This is a genomic window from Streptomyces sp. NPDC051940 (genome assembly GCF_040680895.1).
GTDB lineage: Bacteria > Actinomycetota > Actinomycetes > Streptomycetales > Streptomycetaceae > Streptomyces.
Genome location: NZ_JBFAXR010000011.1, coordinates 44,993 through 63,232, shown reverse-complemented (window position 1 = coordinate 63,232; position 18,240 = coordinate 44,993). Strand labels below are relative to the sequence as shown.

15 protein-coding genes and 1 pseudogene are annotated in these 18,240 nt (G+C 71.7%); 9 read left to right on the top strand and 7 right to left on the bottom strand.

The genetic code is table 11. The annotated features are described in order from the left end of the window. Positions 1-59: 59 nt before the first annotated feature. The 5 genes and pseudogenes from glgB to AB0M28_RS07430 all read right to left on the bottom strand — a co-directional run. A complete protein-coding gene (gene glgB / locus AB0M28_RS07450; RefSeq protein WP_365399235.1) occupies positions 60-2,294 on the bottom strand; it encodes a 1,4-alpha-glucan branching enzyme in 2,235 nt (744 codons plus the stop codon). Positions 2,295-2,298: 4 nt separating this feature from the next. Continuing rightward, positions 2,299-3,639: a maltokinase gene (locus AB0M28_RS07445; protein ID WP_365399232.1), complete on the bottom strand. Its 1,341-nt coding sequence runs from the start codon at positions 3,637-3,639 to the stop codon at positions 2,299-2,301. 13 nt (positions 3,640-3,652) lie between these two features. Then, entirely contained in the window at positions 3,653-5,380 is a 1,728-nt protein-coding gene (treS, locus tag AB0M28_RS07440) for a maltose alpha-D-glucosyltransferase (protein WP_365399230.1), read from the bottom strand. Beyond that, the gene (locus tag AB0M28_RS07435) at positions 5,377-7,413 is read right to left on the bottom strand and encodes an alpha-1,4-glucan--maltose-1-phosphate maltosyltransferase (protein ID WP_365399380.1); all 2,037 of its coding nucleotides are present in this window, start codon (positions 7,411-7,413) and stop codon (positions 5,377-5,379) included. Before AB0M28_RS07435 ends, treS begins: the two co-directional genes overlap by 4 nt. 114 nt (positions 7,414-7,527) lie before the next feature. After that, positions 7,528-7,710, bottom strand: a pseudogene (locus AB0M28_RS07430) (DUF5133 domain-containing protein); the annotation flags it as partial. Between the two features lie 298 nt (positions 7,711-8,008). Here AB0M28_RS07430 and AB0M28_RS07425 point away from each other — a divergent pair. Both AB0M28_RS07425 and glgX read left to right on the top strand, forming a co-directional pair. Next, complete coding sequence (locus AB0M28_RS07425; RefSeq protein WP_365399227.1) at positions 8,009-8,590, top strand: pep a2; 582 nt, start codon at positions 8,009-8,011, stop codon at positions 8,588-8,590. Between the two features lie 4 nt (positions 8,591-8,594). After that, a complete protein-coding gene (gene glgX, locus AB0M28_RS07420; protein ID WP_365399224.1) occupies positions 8,595-10,733 on the top strand; it encodes a glycogen debranching protein GlgX in 2,139 nt (712 codons plus the stop codon). A gap of 16 nt (positions 10,734-10,749) precedes the next feature. Here glgX and AB0M28_RS07415 read toward each other — a convergent pair whose 3' ends face one another. Beyond that, the gene (locus AB0M28_RS07415; RefSeq protein WP_365399221.1) at positions 10,750-11,973 is read right to left on the bottom strand and encodes an acyl-CoA dehydrogenase family protein; all 1,224 of its coding nucleotides are present in this window, start codon (positions 11,971-11,973) and stop codon (positions 10,750-10,752) included. Positions 11,974-12,117: 144 nt separating this feature from the next. On the opposite strand from AB0M28_RS07415, the gene AB0M28_RS07410 reads away from it, so the two are divergent. The 7 genes from AB0M28_RS07410 (at position 12,118) to AB0M28_RS07380 (ending at position 17,938) form a co-directional block, all read left to right on the top strand. After that, complete coding sequence (locus AB0M28_RS07410; RefSeq protein ID WP_365399218.1) at positions 12,118-12,762, top strand: TetR family transcriptional regulator; 645 nt, start codon at positions 12,118-12,120, stop codon at positions 12,760-12,762. Next, complete coding sequence (gene def, locus AB0M28_RS07405) at positions 12,759-13,283, top strand: peptide deformylase (protein ID WP_365399215.1); 525 nt, start codon at positions 12,759-12,761, stop codon at positions 13,281-13,283. The genes AB0M28_RS07410 and def overlap by 4 nt, the downstream gene beginning before the upstream one ends. A 137-nt stretch (positions 13,284-13,420) precedes the next feature. Continuing rightward, complete coding sequence (locus AB0M28_RS07400; protein WP_365399212.1) at positions 13,421-14,659, top strand: MurT ligase domain-containing protein; 1,239 nt, start codon at positions 13,421-13,423, stop codon at positions 14,657-14,659. Positions 14,660-14,696: 37 nt separating this feature from the next. Next, positions 14,697-15,425: a glutamine amidotransferase gene (locus AB0M28_RS07395; RefSeq protein ID WP_365399209.1), complete on the top strand. Its 729-nt coding sequence runs from the start codon at positions 14,697-14,699 to the stop codon at positions 15,423-15,425. Positions 15,426-15,598: 173 nt separating this feature from the next. Further along, positions 15,599-16,624 (top strand): 6-phosphofructokinase, encoded by a 1,026-nt coding sequence (locus AB0M28_RS07390; protein ID WP_365399206.1) that lies wholly within the window; start codon positions 15,599-15,601, stop codon positions 16,622-16,624. A 105-nt stretch (positions 16,625-16,729) separates the two neighbouring features. Continuing rightward, positions 16,730-17,680 carry a cytochrome c oxidase assembly protein gene (locus tag AB0M28_RS07385; RefSeq protein WP_365399204.1) on the top strand — a complete coding sequence of 317 codons (951 nt, stop codon included), beginning with the start codon at positions 16,730-16,732 and terminating at the stop codon, positions 17,678-17,680. Between the two features lie 93 nt (positions 17,681-17,773). Further along, positions 17,774-17,938 (top strand): hypothetical protein, encoded by a 165-nt coding sequence (locus tag AB0M28_RS07380; protein ID WP_365399201.1) that lies wholly within the window; start codon positions 17,774-17,776, stop codon positions 17,936-17,938. 72 nt (positions 17,939-18,010) lie between these two features. Here the strand turns inward: AB0M28_RS07380 and AB0M28_RS07375 are convergent, their stop codons facing one another. Continuing rightward, on the bottom strand, positions 18,011-18,205 hold the full coding sequence (locus AB0M28_RS07375) for a hypothetical protein (protein ID WP_365399198.1): 195 nt from the start codon (positions 18,203-18,205) through the stop codon (positions 18,011-18,013). Positions 18,206-18,240: the final 35 nt, after the last annotated feature.

Genomic DNA, 18,240 nt, shown 5'->3' with positions numbered 1-18,240 from the left:
GGAGGGTCCGTACGGTACGTGGCCTGCCGGATCGCGTCCGGGGGCGGCAGGTCGTGCCCTCACTCGGGGCGCAGCCACACCGTGGCGAGCGGCGGAAGGGTCACCCGCAGCGAGGCCGGGCGGCCGTGGGCCGGCTCCCAGGCGGGCTTCAGCGGGCCGGGGTTGTCGACATCGCTTCCCCCGAAGAGGGCCAGATCGGTGTTGAGGACCTCCCGCCACACCGCGACCGCGTCCGGGACACCGAGCGCGTAGTCATGGCGTACCACCGGGGAGAAGTTGCACACGGCCAGCAGCGGGGAGCCGTCCGCGGCGAAGCGCAGGAACGCCAGCACGTTGTCCTCGGCCGCGTCCGCCGCGACCCAGGAGAAGCCGGCAGGCTCGGTGTCCTGTTCCCACAGGGTGGGGGTGGACCGGTACGCGAGGTTGAGGCACCGGACCAGCCGCAGTACGCCCGCGTGGTCGGCCTCCGCCGGGTAGCCCGGATCCAGCAGCCGCCAGTCGAGGCCGTGCTCCTCGGACCACTCGGCGCCCTGCGCGAACTCCTGGCCCATGAAGAGGAGCTGCTTCCCCGGGTGCGCCCACATGAAGCCCAGATAGGCCCGGTGGTTGGCGCGTTGCTGCCACCAGTCGCCGGGCATCTTCGAGACCAGGGACCGCTTGCCGTGGACGACCTCGTCGTGGGACAGGGGCAGGACGTAGTTCTCGCTGTACGCGTACACCATCGAGAAGGTCATCTCACCGTGGTGATGGCGGCGGTGCACCGGATCGCGCCCGACGTACTCGAGCGAGTCGTGGGACCAGCCCATGTTCCACTTCATGCCGAAGCCGAGGCCCCCGAGGCCGTCCGGGCCCGTGAGGTGGGTGGCCCGTGTCACGCCGTTCCACGCCGTGGACTCCTCCGCGATCGTCACGACGCCGGGGCAGCGCCGGTAGAGGGTGGCGTTCATCTCCTGGAGGAAGGCGACGGCGTCGAGGTTCTCCCGGCCGCCGGACTCGTTGGGTGCCCACTGCCCGTCCTCACGGGAGTAGTCCAGGTAGAGCATCGAGGCGACGGCGTCGACCCGCAGGCCGTCGAGGTGGAACTCCTCGCACCAGTACAGGGCGTTGGCGACGAGGAAGTTGCGGACCTCCTTGCGGCCGTAGTCGAAGGTCAGGGTGCCCCAGTCGGGGTGTTCGGCGCGCCGGCTGTCCCCCGGTTCGTAGAGGTGCGCTCCGTCGAAGGCGGCGAGCGCCCAGTCGTCCTTCGGGAAGTGTGCCGGCACCCAGTCGAGGATGACGCCGATGCCGGCCTGGTGCAGGGTGTCGACGAGGTGGCGGAAGTCGTCGGGGGTGCCGAGGCGGGCGGTGGGGGCGTAGAAGCCGGTGACCTGGTAGCCCCAGGAGCCGCTGAACGGGTACTCGGCGACCGGCATGAGCTCCACGTGGGTGAAGCCGGCGGCCGTGACGTACTCCGTGAGTTGGCCGGCGAGCTCCCGGTAGGAGAGGCCCGGCCGCCAGGACGCCGCGTGAACCTCGTAGACCGAGAAGGGGGACCGGTGCACGGGACGGTCCGCCCGGTGCGCCATCCACTCGGCGTCCCCCCAGTCGTACGACGACTCGGTGACGACGGAGGCGGTCGCGGGCGGCACCTCGGTGCGGCGGGCCATCGGGTCCGCGCGCAGGGTGCGGGTGCCGTCGGGGCGGGTGATGTCGAACTTGTAGCGCGCCCCCGCGCCGAGCCCCGGGACGAACAGCTCCCACACGCCGGTCGAACCCAGCGAGCGCATGGGATGGGCGGCGCCGTCCCAGGAGCTGAAGTCACCGCAGACCCCGACGCCCCGCGCATGCGGCGCCCACACCGTGAACCGGGTGCCGGGCACGCCCTGATGGACCATCGGGTGCGCCCCCAGCGCCCGCCACAGCTCCTCGTGCCGGCCCTCGCCGATCAGGTGCAGGTCGAGCTCACCGAGGGCGGGCAGGAAGCGGTAGGGGTCCTCGTGGTCGAAGTCCCGGCCGTCGTAGGTGACGCGCAGCCGGTACCCGGGTATCGCGTCCCGCGGCGGCCCACCGGAGGAGTCGACCGGCAGCACACCGGAGAAGAGCCCGTCGCCCATGTCGTTCAGCGGCACGCACCGCCCCCCGGTGAGGAGCGCCACCGCCTGGGCGTACGGGCGCAGGACCACGAAGGCCGTGCCCGCGGGCCCGGGATGCGCGCCCAGCACGGCGTGCGGATCGTGGTGGGTGCCCGACAGCAGGCGGTGCCTGTCCCGTGCGTCGAGGGGTGCCGGCGGGACGGACGTGCGGGTGGTGTCCACGGTCTCAGCTCTCCTCTGCGAGGCGGGCGATCGCCGCCATGGGGACGGGGAGCCAGTCAGGGCGGTGCCTGGCCTCGTACAGCGCTTCGTAGACGGCTCGGTCGGTCTCGTACGCGCGCAGGAGTCCGGCCTCCGCGCGCGGATCCCAGGGCGCCTGTGCGGCGTACCCGGCGCAGTAGGCGTCCCGGCATCGCCGCACCCACCCGGCCTGCCGAGGGGGCCGGGCGTGGGCCGCGTAGTCGAAGGAGCGGAGCATGCCCGCCACGTCGCGGACGGGGGACTGCGCGTGCCGGCGCTCGGAGAGCGGCCGGGCCGGTTCGCCCTCGAAGTCGATGACGAACCAGCGCTGCCCCGCCCGGAGCACCTGGCCGAGGTGCAGGTCGCCGTGGATCCGCTGGGCCGGGCGGCCCGGTCCGCCGGCCGCGACGGTGCGGTACGCCGCCTTCAGCCGGGCCATGTGGGGAGCGAGTCCGGCCACCTGGCGGGCGGCGTTCTCCAGCCGCTCGGTCATGGCGGCGGCCAGCAGCTCGCCGCCGCGCGGGTCCACGGGCCCGGTGCCGAAGGCCCGGGCGAGCGCCCCGTGCACCTCGGCGGTGGCGCGGCCCAGTTCGTACGACTCGGCGCTGAAGTCGTCGCCCTCGGCGAGGGACCGCAGCGCCAGCGTCCAGCCGTCCGTCGCGTCGCGCAGGAAGGGCTGCAGCACGCCGAGCGTCATCGGCCGCGGTTCGGTGGTGCCGAACCAGGCGACTGCCGCAGGCACCCGGTCGCAGCCGCCGCGGGCCAGCGCCCGCGGCACCTCCAGGTCGGGGTTGACGCCGTGCTGGACGCGGCGGAAGAGCTTCAGGATGAAGGCGTCCCCGTACACCAGGGAGGTGTTGGACTGCTCACCGTCGAACAGCCGGGGCGTGAGTCCGCCCGGGACCACGGTCCGCGCGTCCCGTTCGAACCGCAGGGGACCCGCGACCCCGGGGACGCGCAGGCGTTCCAGGAGCAGCGTCGCGGACCACGGGTCCAGCAGGGCGTCGTACACGCTGAGCCCCGTGAGCGGGCCCGTGTCCGGTCGGCCGATGAACGCGTGCCGCAGCCGGGGCGGCAGCTGCTCGCGGACGCCGAGAAGGAGTTGGTAGCAGTCGTCCGACTGCCCGGTATGGCCCGTACGCACCAGCAGGTGCAGGCAGCCCGGATAGAGCTCTGTCGCCGACAGGACGGCCAGTTCCGTGACCGGCCGGCCCTTGCCCGCGTACCACCTCTGCTTCGGCAGCCACTCGCGAAGGAGTCCGGCGAGCGAGGCCGACAGCTGTGGCCGGCTGAGTACGCCCGGCGACTGCGATGCCGTCTTCAGCATGGGACTCATCCCTTCAGCGGTGCCCGGCGGGTGGGTCCGGACGTCGCGTCCGGCCGGTCAGCCGGAACCAGTAGAAGCCGTGGCCTGCCAGCGTCAGGAGGTAGGGCAGTTCACCGATGGCGGGGAAGTGCACCTGACCGATCAGTTCCACGGGGTGCCGTCCCGCGTAGGCGCGCAGGTCGAGTTCGGTGGGCTGGGCGAAGCGGGAGAAGTTGTTGACGCACAGCACGAGATCGTCCTCGTGCTCGCGGAGGAAGGCGAGGACGGCGGGGTTGGTGGAGGGGAGTTCGTGGTAGGTGCCGAGGCCGAAGGCGCGGTTCTGTTTGCGGACTTCGATCATGCGGCGGGTCCAGTGCAGGAGTGAGGAGGGGGAGGACATGGCGGCTTCGACGTTGGTGACCTGGTAGCCGTGGACGGGGTCCATGATGGTGGGGAGGTAGAGGCGGCCGGGGTCGCAGGAGGAGAAGCCGGCGTTGCGGTCGGGGGTCCATTGCATGGGGGTGCGCACCGCGTCCCGGTCGCCGAGCCAGATGTTGTCGCCCATGCCGATCTCGTCGCCGTAGTAGAGGATCGGTGAGCCGGGGAGGCTCAGGAGGAGGGCGGTGAAGAGTTCGATCTGGTTGCGGTCGTTGTCCAGGAGGGGGGCGAGGCGGCGGCGGATGCCGATGTTGGCGCGCATGCGGGGGTCTTTGGCGTATTCCGCGTACATGTAGTCGCGTTCTTCGTCGGTGACCATTTCGAGGGTGAGTTCGTCGTGGTTGCGCAGGAAGATGCCCCATTGGCAGCCGGCGGGGATCTCGGGGGTCTTGGCGAGGATCTCGGAGACGGGGTAGCGCGATTCGCGGCGGACGGCCATGAAGATGCGGGGCATGACGGGGAAGTGGAAGGCCATGTGGCACTCGTCGCCGCCGGCGGGGTAGTCGCCGAAGTAGTCGACGACGTCCTCGGGCCATTGGTTGGCCTCGGCGAGGAGCACGGTGTCGGGGTAGGCGGCGTCGATCTCCTTGCGGATGCGTTTGAGGAAGTCGTGGGTCTCGGGCAGGTTCTCGCAGTTGGTGCCCTCGCGGGCGTAGAGGTACGGCACCGCGTCCAGCCGGAAGCCGTCGATGCCCAGGTCCAGCCAGAAACGCAGCGCGGAGAGGATCTCCTCCTGGACGGCCGGGTTGTCGTAGTTGAGGTCCGGCTGGTGGGAGAAGAAGCGGTGCCAGTAGTACTGCTTGCGCACCGGGTCGTACGTCCAGTTGCTGGACTCGGTGTCGACGAAGATGATGCGGGCGCCGCGGTACTGCTGATCGTCGTCGGCCCACATGTAGTAGTCGCCGTAACGTCCTTCGGGATCGCTCCTGGAGGCCTGGAACCAGGGGTGCTGGTCGCTGGTGTGGTTCATGATGAAGTCGATGATCACGCGCATACCCCGCTGGTGTGCGGAGTCCACGAACTCCACGAAGTCCGCGAGGTCGCCGAACTCCGGCAGCGCGGCCGTGTAGTTGGAGACGTCGTAGCCTCCGTCGCGCAGCGGCGACGCGAAGAACGGCGGCAGCCACAGGCAGTCGATGCCCAGCCACTGCAGGTAGTCGAGCTTGGCGGTCAGCCCTCTGAGGTCGCCGACGCCGTCCCCGTTGCTGTCGTGGAAGGAGCGCACGAGTACTTCGTAGAAGACGGCGCGCTTGAACCACTCGGGGTCGCGGTCCTTCGCGGGGGTGTCCTGGAAGGTGTCGGGGACGGGCTCGTTGACGCTCATGATGCGGCTGCACCTCCGGTGGCGACGAGCACGTGCGCGCCGCCAGGGCCGAGACGTACGAAGTCGGTCCGGCCCCAGGTGTACGACTCACCGCTGAGCTCGTCGCGCAGGGGCACGGTCTCGTGCTGCCCGAGGCCGAGTTCCGGCATGTCCAGCGTGACCGTGGCCTCGTGGGTCTGATGGGGATCGAGGTTGGCGACCACCACGACCAGGTCCTGGCCGTCGCGTTTGCTGTAGACGATGACGTCGTCGTCGTCGGCCTGGTGGAAGCGGAGGTTCCGCAACGCGTGCAGGGCGGGGTGGCGTCGCCGTATCCCGTTGAGTGTCGTGATGAGGGGTGCGATGGAGTCGCCCGCACGCTCGGCGGCGGCCCAGTCGCGCGGGCGCAGCTCGTACTTCTCCGAGTGCAGGTACTCCTCGCTGCCGGCGCCGGCCGCGTCGTTCTCGCACAGCTCGTAGCCGGCGTAGACGCCCCAGCTCGGCGAGAGGGTGGCCGCCAGCACGGCCCGTACCTCGAAGGCCGGACGGCCGCCCTGCTGCAGATACCCGGACAGGATGTCCGGCGTGTTCGCGAACAGGTTGGGGCGCAGGTACGCGGCGCTCCCGGCGCTGAGGTCGCTGAGGCAGTCGGTCAGCTCCTGCTTGGTGTTGCGCCAGGTGAAGTACGTGTACGACTGCTGGAAGCCCGCCTGGGCCAGGGCCCGCATGACCGCGGGCCGGGTGAACGCCTCGGCGAGGAAGATGACGTCCGGGTCGGTGGCGTTGATCCGGGAGATCACCTCCTCCCAGAACACCAGGGGCTTGGTGTGCGGGTTGTCGACGCGGAAGATGCGCACGCCGTGGTCCATCCAGAACCGCAGCAGGCTCACGGTCTCGGCGATCAGACCCGGCAGATCGCGGTCGAAGGCGAGCGGATAGACGTCCTGGTACTTCTTCGGCGGGTTCTCCGCGTAGGCGATGGTGCCGTCGGCGCGCTGGTGGAACCACTCGGGATGCTTCTCCACCCAGGGGTGGTCCGGGGAGCACTGGAGCGCGAAGTCCAGGGCGACCTCCAGGTGCAGATCGGTGGCGCGCCGCACGAAGGCGTCGAAGTCGTCGAGGGTGCCCAGATCGGGGTGGACCGCGTCGTGGCCGCCCTCGGGGGAGCCGATCGCCCAGGGCACGCCGACGTCCTGCGGGCCGGAGGACAGGGAGTTGTCCGGGCCCTTGCGGAAGGTGCTGCCGATGGGATGGACAGGCGGCAGATAGACGACGTCGAAGCCCATCGCGGCGATCGCGGGCAGACGCTCGGCGGCGGTGCGGAAGGTTCCGGAGACCGGCGGAGCACCCTCCCGGACGACCGCTCCCTCCGACCGGGGGAAGAACTCGTACCAGGAGCCGAACAGGGCCCGGCGCCGCTCCACCAGCAGGGGCAGGGCGTGCGAGCGTGTGACGCGCTCGCGCAGGGGGTGCCGCGCCAGCACCTCGTCCACCCGGGGACCGAGCGCGGCCTGGAGGCGTTCCCCGGGCGGCCGCAGCTCGTCCCGCAGGGTCTCCGCGGTGTCGAGGAGCGCCTGGCGGTCATCGCCGTCCGGCGCCGCGGCCGCGGCCCGCTCGTACAGCAGGGCGCCCTCTTCGAGGGTGAGCTCCGTGTCGAGGCCGGCCGGGATCTTGATCTCCGCCGTACGGCGCCATCCCGCCACCGGATCCGCCCAGGCTTCCACGGCGTACGTCCAGCGTCCCTCGGCGTCCGGTGTCACCTCGGCGCCCCAGCGGTCGGTGCCCGCGGCAAGTTCCCGCATGGGCGTTCCGGGCCGGGTCCGGCCGTCGGGGCCGGTCAGCACGGCCTCGGCGCCGACCGGCTCGTCGCCCTCACGGAACACCGTGGCCGTCACCTGGAACGTCTCTCCCGTCACCGCCTTCGCGGGACGGCGGCCGCCGTCGACGACCGGTCCGACATCCAGTACGGGCACGGTCAGCGCGACCTCCGGAGCGGGGTCGGCCGACCGGACGGCGGGCGGCGGAGCAGGACTGGTGCGCGGGGATCGCGTCATCGTTGTCTCCTTCGCCGTGCCCCGGAGCGGGGCGTGGGGGCCGTGGCCGCGGACAGCCGTCGGCCGTGGGCTCGTGGGCGCCGGCCGCCGGTGCGACGGCCGGCGGGCCAGATAGTGCTCGGCCGCCTCGGCGGCGAGCCGTGCCGTGCGCTGTCCCATCAGGACGCACAGCGTGTAGGCGGTGTTCTCGAAGTGCTCTCGCACACCGTGGTCGGCGGGACGGGCCAGCAACATCCGTTCCCAGGCCCGGTATCGGTTCAGGTGCCGCGCAACCTCGGATTCGGCAGGCAGCAGCATCACGCTGGTCACCTCTTGTGCTCCCGCAAGGCCCGCAGCACACCTGAGTGGCGCTCAGGGGCGGGTCGCCGGACCGGTGGGAGCTGCCGGACGCGGCTTCTGACTCATGGTGCACGCAGGCGTGCGCAGCGTCCTGTTGGATCTTGACGGGCCGGTCCGACCTGCTCGTGTTGCACAAATGGAGTAGTGCTCTCACCCTGAATCTGACTCATCAGAGTCCAGCTCTCACGCTTCGTGACCGGGGCGGCGGCCCGCAAAGTCCGCCGACGTCTAGCCCCGCGGAGAGGAATCAAGAGCGATGAACACCGCGAACCCCTGCTATTACCACCTGGAGGTGGAGATCGGCCCGCGCCGGGTCGAGCAGGTCGGACGAATTCTGGCCGCACATCTGCGTCACTGGGATCTCGGGGTTCTCGTCGAACCCGTCACCCGCTGTGCGGGTCTGCTGCTGCGGGCGATCGAGACGCACGCCACGAACAAGAACGCCGTCGTCGAGATGTGGTGGAACGGGCGGCATGTCGTCACCGCCGTGTCCGACACCGAACCCGACCTTCCCCACCCGCACTACGGGCCGGACGGCTACCTGGCGCAGATCGCCGCGCTGAGCGACGGCTGGGGCAACTGCCCCGCGACGAACGGCAAGACCATCTGGTTCTCGCACCGGGCCCGGATCACCGACAGCGCCCCGCTGGCCCCCGCCCCGCCCGCGCCCACCCTGCGTGCGGCGCGCCGGCTGCCGCGCGAGCTGCCCGTCGCCGCCCCCGTGGCCCCGGCGGTGCCCGCGGCCCCGACCGGCGCGGAGCCCGTGCCCGCCGCCGCGGCCGCGTACGCCGGGCAGCCCGGCGCCGGCATGGCGGCCCGCGCGGCCGTGCGGAGGTAGCGGCGTGCGCACCTGGATCGGACACCCCTTCCCGCTCGGCGCCGCCTACGACGGCGTGGGAACCAACTTCGCGCTGTTCAGCGAGGTCGCCGAGCGGGTCGATCTCGTCCTCGTCCACGAGGACGGCACGCACGACAGCGTGCCCGTCACCGAGGTCGACGGCTTCGTCTGGCACTGCTACCTGCCGGGCGTCGGCCCGGGCCAGCGCTACGGATACCGGGTGCACGGCCCCTGGGACCCGGCGGCGGGCCACCGGTGCAACCCCGCCAAGCTGCTCCTCGACCCCTACGCCAGGGCGTTCGAGGGGCAGGTGGGCAACGACCCGGCGCTGTACGAGCACGCCGCGCAGGGGCCCGAACCGGCGGACAGCGCCCCGCACACCATGCTCTCCGTGGTGACCGACCCCTCCTTCCCCTGGGAGGGCGACGTACAGCCGAGGCGCCCCTACGCCCAGACCGTGATCTACGAGGCCCATGTGCGGGGCCTGACCCGGCTGCACCCGGAGGTCCCCCCGGAGCTGCGCGGCACGTACGAGGGACTGGCGACCGAGGCCGTCATCGACCACCTCGTCTCGCTCGGGGTGACGGCCGTCGAGCTGATGCCGGTCCACCAGTACGTCCAGGACGGCTTCCTGCGCGACCGCGGCCTGTCGAACTACTGGGGGTACACCTCCATCGGGTTCTTCGCCCCCCACAACGCCTACGCGGCCCGCAGCGCCCGCGGGCAGCAGGTCACCGAGTTCAAGTCGATGGTCAAGAAGCTGCACGCCGCGGGGCTCGAGGTCATCCTCGACGTCGTCTACAACCACACCGCGGAGGGCAACGAGATGGGCCCCACGCTCGCCTTCCGCGGTATCGACAACGCCTCGTACTACCGACTGGCGGAGGGCGATCCGGCGCACTACTTCGACACCACCGGCACGGGCAACAGCCTGCTGATGCGGCACCCCAACGTGCTGCAACTGATCATGGACTCGCTGCGCTACTGGGTCACCGAGATGCACGTGGACGGCTTCCGCTTCGACCTGGCCGCCACGCTCGCCCGGCAGTTCTACGACGTCGACCGGCTGTCCGCGTTCTTCGACCTGGTCCAGCAGGACCCGGTGGTCGGCCGCGTGAAGCTGATCGCCGAACCGTGGGACGTCGGCGAGGGGGGCTACCAGGTCGGCAACTTCCCGCCCCTGTGGTCGGAGTGGAACGGCAAGTACCGCGACGCGGTACGGGACTTCTGGCGCGGTGAGGACCGGTCGCTGGCCGAGTTCGCCTCCCGGCTGACCGGATCCTCCGACCTCTACCAGCACGACCGCCGCCGGCCGTTCGCGAGCGTCAACTTCGTCACCGCGCACGACGGCTTCACGCTGCGCGACCTGGTCTCGTACAACGACAAGCACAACGAGGACAACGGCGAGGACAACCGGGACGGCGAGAACGCGAACAGGTCCTGGAACTGCGGTGCGGAGGGGCCCACACGCGACGAGGGCGTCCTGGAACTCCGCGCCCGCCAGCAGCGCAACTTCCTCGCCACGCTCCTGCTGTCGCAGGGCATCCCGATGGTCGCCCACGGCGACGAGCTGGGCCGCACGCAACGGGGCAACAACAACGCCTACTGCCAGGACAACGAGGTCTCCTGGGTCGACTGGGACCTCGACGAGGAGCAGCGCGACCTGCTCGCCTTCACCCGGCGGGCGATCGCGCTGCGCACCGCGCACCCGGTGCTGCGCCGGCGCCGGTTCTTCCGCGGCGCCGCGGCGCCGCAGGAGGGCCGGCCGCTGCCGGACCTCGTATGGCTGCGGCCCGACGCACACGAGATGACGGAACAGGACTGGCAGCGGCCCGACGCCCACGCCGTCGCCGTCTTCTTCAACGGCGACGCGATCACGGAACCCGACGCGAGCGGCAGACCCGTGGTGGACGCCTCGTTCCTGCTCCTGCTGAACAGCTACCGGGAGCCGATCGTCTTCCACCTGCCGGACCCCGGGTACGCGGAACGCTGGACCACCCGGATCGACACCTCGGACCCGCACGGCGTGCCGGACGAGACCGAGCACAAGGCGGGCGCGGAGATCGCCGTGGGGGCGCACAGCCTGCTGCTGCTCTCGCACGACCCCGACGACCAGCGCGCGGCGCCCGGCGGAAGGAAGTGACCGGCCCGGCGCGCCCTCAGCGGATGGGCATCCCCGACAGCGTCCGCGCGATCACCAGCCGCTGGATCTCGCTGGTGCCCTCGAAGATCGTGTAGATCGCGGCGTCCCGGTGCATCCGCTCCACCGGGTACTCCCGGGTGAAGCCGTTGCCGCCGAGGATCTGCATCGCCCGCGCGGTGACGTCCTTGGCCGTCTCGCCCGCGAACAGCTTGGACATCGACCCCTCGGCGGACGCGAACGGCTTCCCCGCCACCGCCATCCACGAGGCCCGCCACACCAGCAGCCGGGCCGCGTCGATCCGGGTGCGCATGTCGGCGAGCTGGAAGGCCACGCCCTGGTTGTCGATGATCGGGCGGCCGAACTGCACGCGGGTCTTGGCGTAGTCCAGCGCCACCTCGTACGCGGCCCGGGCGATGCCCACCGCCTGCGCGCCCACCGCCGGGCGCGACGCCTCGAAGGTCGCCATCGCCGCGTTCTTCACGCGCTCGCCGCTCCTCGCCCGCTCGCGGGCCCGCGCCAGCCGCTCGTCCAGCTTCTCCTTGCCGCCGAGCAGGCAGTGGCCGGGCACGCGCACGTCCTCCAGCACGACCTCGGCGGTGTGCGAGGCGCGGATGCCGTGCTTCTTGAACTTCTGCCCCTGCGACAGCCCCGGGGTGGCCGGCGGGATGATGAACGAGGCGTGGCCCTTCGAGCCCAGGTCCGGGTCGACGACCGCGACGACCACATGGACGTTCGCGATGCCGCCGTTGGTGGCCCAGGTCTTGGTGCCGTTCAGCACCCACTCGTCCCTGGCCCCGTCGTACACCGCGCGGGTGCGCATCGCGGAGACGTCCGAGCCGGCGTCCGGCTCGGAGGAGCAGAAGGCCGCGACCTGTACGTCGGAGGCGTCGCCGTACATCTGCGGGATCCAGGTGCCGATCTGCTCCTCGGTGCCGTTGGCCAGCACGCCGACGGCCGCGAGGCCGGTGCCCACGATGGACAGGCCGATGCCGGCGTCGCCCCAGAAGAGCTCCTCCATGGTCATCGCGATGCCGAGGCCGGTCGGGTCGAAATACTGCTGGGCGTAGAAGTCGAGCGAGTAGAGCCCGATCTTCGCGGCCTCCTGGATCACCGGCCAGGGGGTCTCCTCGCGCTCGTCCCACTCGGCGGCCGCAGGGCGCATGACGTCCACGGCGAAGCCGTGGATCCAGTCCCGGACCTGCTTCTGGTCGTCGTTGAGCTCGAACGTGACTTCTCCCATGACCCCTCCGCGGGCTGTTACTGGCGGTAACGTCAGTGTGTTACCCGTCGGTAGGCAATGTCAACACCCGGGCCCGGGCCAGGGAATCCCGCCTGGCCAGTGGTGTTACGTTGCGGGAGGCCGTCACCCCGGGAAGAGGAGCACATGGACACCAGCCGGCAGGGCGACCAGCAGCAGGCGACCGAGCGCCGCAGACGGGAGCTGCTGGAGGCCGCCGACAGGGTCGTCCTGCGGGACGGGCCGGGCGCCTCGATGAACGCCATCGCCGCGGAGGCGGGCATCACCAAACCGATCCTCTACCGGCACTTCGGCGACAAGGGCGGCCTCTACCGCGCCCTCGCCGAGCGGCACACCGACGGGCTGCTGGCCTCCCTGCGCGCCGCGCTCGACGCCCCGGCCGGCCGCCGCGAGCGCGTCGAGGCCACGCTGGACACCTACCTCGCGGCGATCGAGCTCCGGCCGCAGGTCTACCGCTTCCTGATGCACCCGGCCGAGCCCGCGCAGCCCGCGGAGGGCGGCTTCGAGACCGCCCGGCACGCCGCGCCGCTGCTGCGGCGCCTCGGCGAGGAGCTGGCCGAGGTCATCCTGGAGCGGGTCGACCTGGGCCCGGGCAGCGCCCTGCAGGCCCGCGCCTGGGGCCACGGCATCGTCGGCATGATGCACGCGGCGGGCGACTGGTGGCTCAGCGAGCAGCCGTGCTCCCGGGCGGAGGTCGTCCGCTGCCTCGCGGACCTGCTGTGGGGCCGGCTGGCCGTCGCCCCGGACCGCGCCGGGGGGCCGGGCCTGTGAGAAGCGGGAGCAGGCGGATCCGCGGCGCCACCGGCGCCGCGCGCGACGTACGCGGCTTCGGCGCGCCGGCCATGCACCGCCCGGCCGAGGAGGTCACGGAGTTCGGCGAGCCGGTGCGGCGGCTGGTGGAGGACCTGTTCGCCACCATGTACGCCGCGCGCGGCGTCGGCCTCGCCGCCTGCCAGGTGGGCGTCGGGCTGCGGGTGTTCGTCTACGACTGCCCGGACGACGAGGACGTACGGCATCTGGGATACGTCGTGAACCCGCGCCTCGTGCACACCGGCGGGGTCCCGGTCCGCGGCCCGGAGGGCTGTCTGTCGCTGCCCGGCCGCGAGGCGGTCACCGAGCGGTGGGACGAGGCCGTGGTGGAGGGCGTGGACGCCGCGGGCGAGCCGGTCCGGGTGGCGGGCACCGGGTTCTTCGCACGCTGCCTGCAGCACGAGTGCGACCACCTCGACGGGACCGTGTACACCGACCGCCTCGGGCCGGTCCGACGATGGCGCGTACTGCGCGGGACGTAGCCCCCGCCGGTCCCCGCGACCGGCGGCGAATGGGCCCACCCGAGGCAAATCGCCCACCCCCCGCCGCCGGATTCGAGCACAGCCCCGCCGAGTGGATAGGCTGGCCGCGGCGTACGACCCAAGGAGGAACCACCACGATGGCAGGCAACGCAGAACCGCTGTCTCCGCGGGCCAAGCTGGCCGTGACCGCGGGCAAGGCCGCCGCGGCCGTCTCCCGCGCCGCCGGAAAGGGCAGCGGCTCGGTGATCGGCGGACGGGTCGCCCTGAAGCTCGACCCGGACCTCCTCGCGCGCCTCGCCGCCCACCTGGACGTCGTGCTGGTCTCGGCGACCAACGGCAAGACCACCACCACCCGGCTGATCGCGGAGGCCCTGCGCGCCGCCGGACCGGTCGTCTCCAACGCCCTGGGCGCCAACATGCCCGCCGGCATCACCTCCGCCCTCGCCGGCGGCTCCGACGCCCGCTTCGGCGTCATCGAGGTCGACGAGAAGTACCTCGCCGGTGTCGCCCGCGACGTCGACCCCAAGGCGATCGCCCTGCTCAACCTCTCCCGCGACCAGCTCGACCGCGCCGCGGAGACCCGGATGCTCGCCGAGAAGTGGCGCGAGGGCCTGTCCGGTACGAAGGCCCTGGTCATCGCCAACTGCGACGACCCCCTGATCGCCTGGGCGGCCAGCTCCGTCACCAACGTCGTCTGGGTCGCGGCCGGCCAGGAGTGGAAGGACGACGCCTGGTCCTGCCCGTCCTGCGGCGGTGTCCTGCAGCGCCCGGGCGACGACTGGGGCTGCGGCGACTGCGGCTTCCGCCGCCCGATGCCGCAGTGGGCCCTGCACGGCGAGCACGTCCTGGACCCGCACGGCGCCGCCTGGCCGATCAAGCTGCAGCTGCCGGGCCGGGCCAACAAGGCCAACGCAACCACCTCCGCCGCCGTGGCCGCCGCGTTCGGCGTCCCGCCGCAGGTCGCCCTGGAGCGGATGTGGCAGGTCACCGCCGTGGCCGGCCGCTACGACGTGATCACGTTCAACGACCGCGAGCTGCGCCTGCTGCTGGCGAAGAACCCGGCCGGCTGGCTGGAGACGTTCTCCCTGATCGACGGCCCGCCCACCCCGGTCGTGCTGTCCGTCAACGCCCGCGGCGCCGACGGAACCGACACCTCCTGGCTGTGGGACGTCGACTACACCCGCCTCACCGGGCACCCGCTGTTCGTGATCGGCGACCGCAAGCTCGACCTCGCCGTCCGGCTGGAGGTCGCCGGCCAGCACTTCCGGGTCTGCGAGAACCTCGACGAGGCCGTCGCCGCCGCACCCGGCGGCCGGATCGAGGTCATCGCCAACTACACGGCGTTCCAGGACCTGCGCCGCCGCGTCGGCAACTGACCCACGACCCAGCGTTCGAGAGCGAGAGCAGCGAAGCATGAACGACAACAGCCTGCGCCTCATCTGGGTCTACCCGGACCTGCTGAGCACCTACGGCGACCAGGGCAACGCGCTCGTCGTCGAGCGCCGCGCCCGCCAGCGCGGCATCAACGTGGAGCGCTACGACGTACGCTCCGACCAGCCCGTGCCCACCTCCGGCGACATCTATCTGATCGGCGGCGGCGAGGACCGGCCGCAGCGGCTGGCGGCCGAGCGGCTGCGCCGCGACGGCGGACTGAACCGCGCGGTCGGCAACGGGGCGATCCTGTTCTCCGTCTGCGCCGGCTACCAGATCCTGGGCCACGAGTTCATCAACGACCTCGGCGACCGCGAGGCCGGCCTCGGCCTGCTCGACGTGATCAGCACCCGCGGCGAGGGCGCCCGCTGCGTCGGCGACGTGCTGGCGGACATCGACCCGGCGCTCGGCCTGCCGCAGCTGACCGGCTTCGAGAACCACCAGGGCATCACCCATCTCGGCCCCGGCGCCCGCCCGTTCGCCACGGTCCGCGCGGGCAACGGCAACGGCACCGGCGACGGCACCGAGGGCGCCTGGGCGGACAACGTCTTCGGCACGTACATGCACGGCCCGGTCATGGCCCGCAACCCGCACATCGCGGACCTGCTCATCCGCCTGGCCATGGACGCGCCCGCGCTGCCCGCGGTCGACGACCGCTGGTACGAGGCGCTGCGCGCCGAGCGGATCGCGGCCACCACGCAGCCCGCCTGAGCCCACCCCCGCTCACCTGTCGGTACGGCGAACCACGTCCGGCCGACGGACAGATGAACGGCGGCCCGCGCCCATCAAGCCGGGCCGCCGGAGCCGATAAGCTGCCCTCAGCCCCCTCACCGGACAACGGGGTCCGGTCGTTTCCCGACCCTGTTGTAAAGGTCTGCACTGCCATGCGCATAGGTGTCCTCACCTCCGGCGGCGACTGCCCCGGTCTGAATGCCGTCATCCGCTCGGTCGTCCACCGTGCGACCGCCGACCACGGTGACGAGGTGATCGGTTTCCACGACGGCTGGAAGGGCCTGCTGGAGTGCGACTACCGCAAGCTGGACCTGGACGCCGTCGGCGGCATCCTGGCCCGCGGCGGCACCATCCTCGGCTCCTCCCGCGTCCAGCCCGCGCACCTGCGTGACGGCGTCGAGCGCGCCCGCAGCCACGTCGCCGACCTGGGCCTCGACGCCGTCATCCCGATCGGCGGCGAGGGCACCCTGAAGGCCGCCCGGATGCTCTTCGACGCGGGCCTGCCCATCGTCGGCGTGCCCAAGACCATCGACAACGACATCGCCGGGACCGACGTCACCTTCGGCTTCGACACCGCCGTGGGCGTGGCCACCGATGCCCTGGACCGGCTGAAGACCACCGCCGAATCGCACCAGCGGGTGCTGATCGTCGAGGTCATGGGCCGGCACACCGGATGGATCGCCCTGCACTCCGGCATGGCCGCCGGCGCCCACGCGATCGTCGTCCCGGAGCGCCCCTTCGACATCGACGAGCTGACCACACTGGTCGGCAACCGCTTCTCGGCCGGCAAGAAGTTCGCGATCGTGGTGGCCGCCGAGGGCGCCAAGCCGCGCGAGGGCTCCATGGCCTTCGACACCGGCGGCACCGACATCTACGGCCACGAGCGCTTCGCGGGCATCGCCCGCCAGCTGGCGGTGGAGCTCGAGCAGCGCCTGGGCAAGGAGGCCCGCCCGGTGATCCTCGGCCACGTCCAGCGCGGCGGCACGCCCACGGCGTACGACCGGGTGCTGGCCACCCGCTTCGGCTGGCACGCGGTGGAGGCCGCGCACGCCGGGCACTTCGGCATGATGACCGCGCTGCGCGGCACGGACATCACGCTCGTCCCGCTCGCGGACGCCGTCGAGAACCTCAAGACCGTTCCGCAGGACCGCTACACCGAGGCCGAGTGCGTGCTGTGACCGCGCGCCCGTGACACGGCCGCACACCGGAGCCGCCCCCAGCGCATCCGCTGTCAGGGGGCGGCTCTAGGCTTGTCGGAGCACCACGCGACAGGAGACAGCACCATGGACCACGGCGGACACGGCACGCACGAGCTGCCGCCGTTCACGCTTCCGCGCGGCCTCGAGTTCAGCGCCGAGCCCTTCTTCCTGATCGGCTCACTCCTGGCCCTGGCGCTGTACGGGTGGGGCGTGGTCCGGCTGCGCCGGCGCGGCGACAGCTGGCCGGTGGGCCGCACCGTCGCCTTCGCCGCGGGCATCGCGACGATCGTGCTGATGATGTGCACCGGGCTGAACGACTACGGGATGGTCATGTTCAGCGTGCACATGGTGCAGCACATGGTCATCAGCATGCTCGCGCCGATCCTGCTGCTCCTCGGCGGCCCCGTCACGCTGCTGCTGCGCGCCCTGCCCACCGGCGCCCGCGGCAGCAAGTCGAGCCCCCGCGCGCTGCTGGTGCGGCTGCTGCACAGCCGCTATCTGAGCGTGATCACGCACGTGGGCTTCACGCTCCCGCTGTTCATCGCGAGCCTGTACGCCCTGTACTTCACGCCGCTCTTCGACACCCTGATGGAGACCCAGGCGGGCCATCTGTTCATGATGTGCCACTTCCTGGCCGTGGGGCTGGTGTTCTTCTGGCCGATCATGGGCGTCGACCCGGGGCCGCACCGCCCCAGCCATGTGATGCGCATGCTGCTGCTCTTCGCCGGTATGCCGTTCCACGCGTTCTTCGGCATCGCGCTGATGATGGCGAGCGAGCCCATGGTGGAGACCTACGCCCACCCGCCGGCCTCGCTGGGCATCGACGCGCTGGGCGATCAGCAGGCGGCCGGCGGCATCGCGTGGGCCTTCAGCGAGATCCCCACGGTGCTGGTGCTGGTGGCCCTGCTCTTCCAGTGGTACACGTCCGAGCAGCGCCAGGCCCGGCGCGCCGACCGCGCGGCCGACCGCAACGGCGACGAGGAGCTCGCGGCCTACAACGCCTATCTGGCGTCCCTGCAGGCACGCGGCCAGTAGCGCTCTGGCGCCCGGCCCGGTGGCGAGCGATGATGGGGACACAGCTGTGTCCCCGGGGCCGCGCGCTGCCGGGACGGAGTCAGGAGGCCGGCGATGCCAGGATCGGCAAGGGCCATTTCCGCGGCCGCCTTGGGCGGACTCGTGGTGGTGACGGCCTACACGGTGGCACTGGGCAGCAACGGCTGGCTCTGGTTCGGCTGGGTCGTGCTCACGCTCGCGGCCGTCGGCGTGATGCTGACGTCGAACAACAGCACCTGACGTCTGAACAACGACAGCACCTGACGTCCAACGACAGCACCTGACGCCGAAGCCGCACGAAGCGCTGAGGGTCTACAACGCGATCCCTCCCAGCAGCTGAGCCAGTGACTCGCCGCCCGCCCTGATGCCGGGCGCCATGGCGGTGCCCGCGAGGTAGAAGCCGAACAGCCCGCAGATGAGTGCGTGGCTGAACTTCAGCCCGTCCTTGCGGAAGAACAGAAACACGATGATTCCGAGGAGCAGAACCCCGGAGACTGACAGGACCACAGGACTCTCCCGGTGACTCGGTCCGATCGCCCTCG

Bases quoted from the DNA above. Each gene is read 5' to 3' on its own strand.
- AB0M28_RS07435 (WP_365399380.1), bottom strand. From the start codon at position 7,413: ATGACGCGATCCCCGCGCACCAGTCCTGCTCCGCCGCCCGCCGTCCGG.
- AB0M28_RS07425 (WP_365399227.1), top strand. From the start codon at position 8,009: ATGAACACCGCGAACCCCTGCTATTACCACCTGGAGGTGGAGATCGGC.
- AB0M28_RS07410 (WP_365399218.1), top strand. From the start codon at position 12,118: ATGGACACCAGCCGGCAGGGCGACCAGCAGCAGGCGACCGAGCGCCGC.
- AB0M28_RS07445 (WP_365399232.1), bottom strand. From the start codon at position 3,639: ATGCTGAAGACGGCATCGCAGTCGCCGGGCGTACTCAGCCGGCCACAG.
- AB0M28_RS07385 (WP_365399204.1), top strand. From the start codon at position 16,730: ATGGACCACGGCGGACACGGCACGCACGAGCTGCCGCCGTTCACGCTT.
- AB0M28_RS07415 (WP_365399221.1), bottom strand. From the start codon at position 11,973: ATGGGAGAAGTCACGTTCGAGCTCAACGACGACCAGAAGCAGGTCCGG.
- AB0M28_RS07380 (WP_365399201.1), top strand. From the start codon at position 17,774: ATGCCAGGATCGGCAAGGGCCATTTCCGCGGCCGCCTTGGGCGGACTC.
- treS (WP_365399230.1), bottom strand. From the start codon at position 5,380: ATGAGCGTCAACGAGCCCGTCCCCGACACCTTCCAGGACACCCCCGCG.
- AB0M28_RS07395 (WP_365399209.1), top strand. From the start codon at position 14,697: ATGAACGACAACAGCCTGCGCCTCATCTGGGTCTACCCGGACCTGCTG.
- AB0M28_RS07390 (WP_365399206.1), top strand. From the start codon at position 15,599: ATGCGCATAGGTGTCCTCACCTCCGGCGGCGACTGCCCCGGTCTGAAT.
- AB0M28_RS07400 (WP_365399212.1), top strand. From the start codon at position 13,421: ATGGCAGGCAACGCAGAACCGCTGTCTCCGCGGGCCAAGCTGGCCGTG.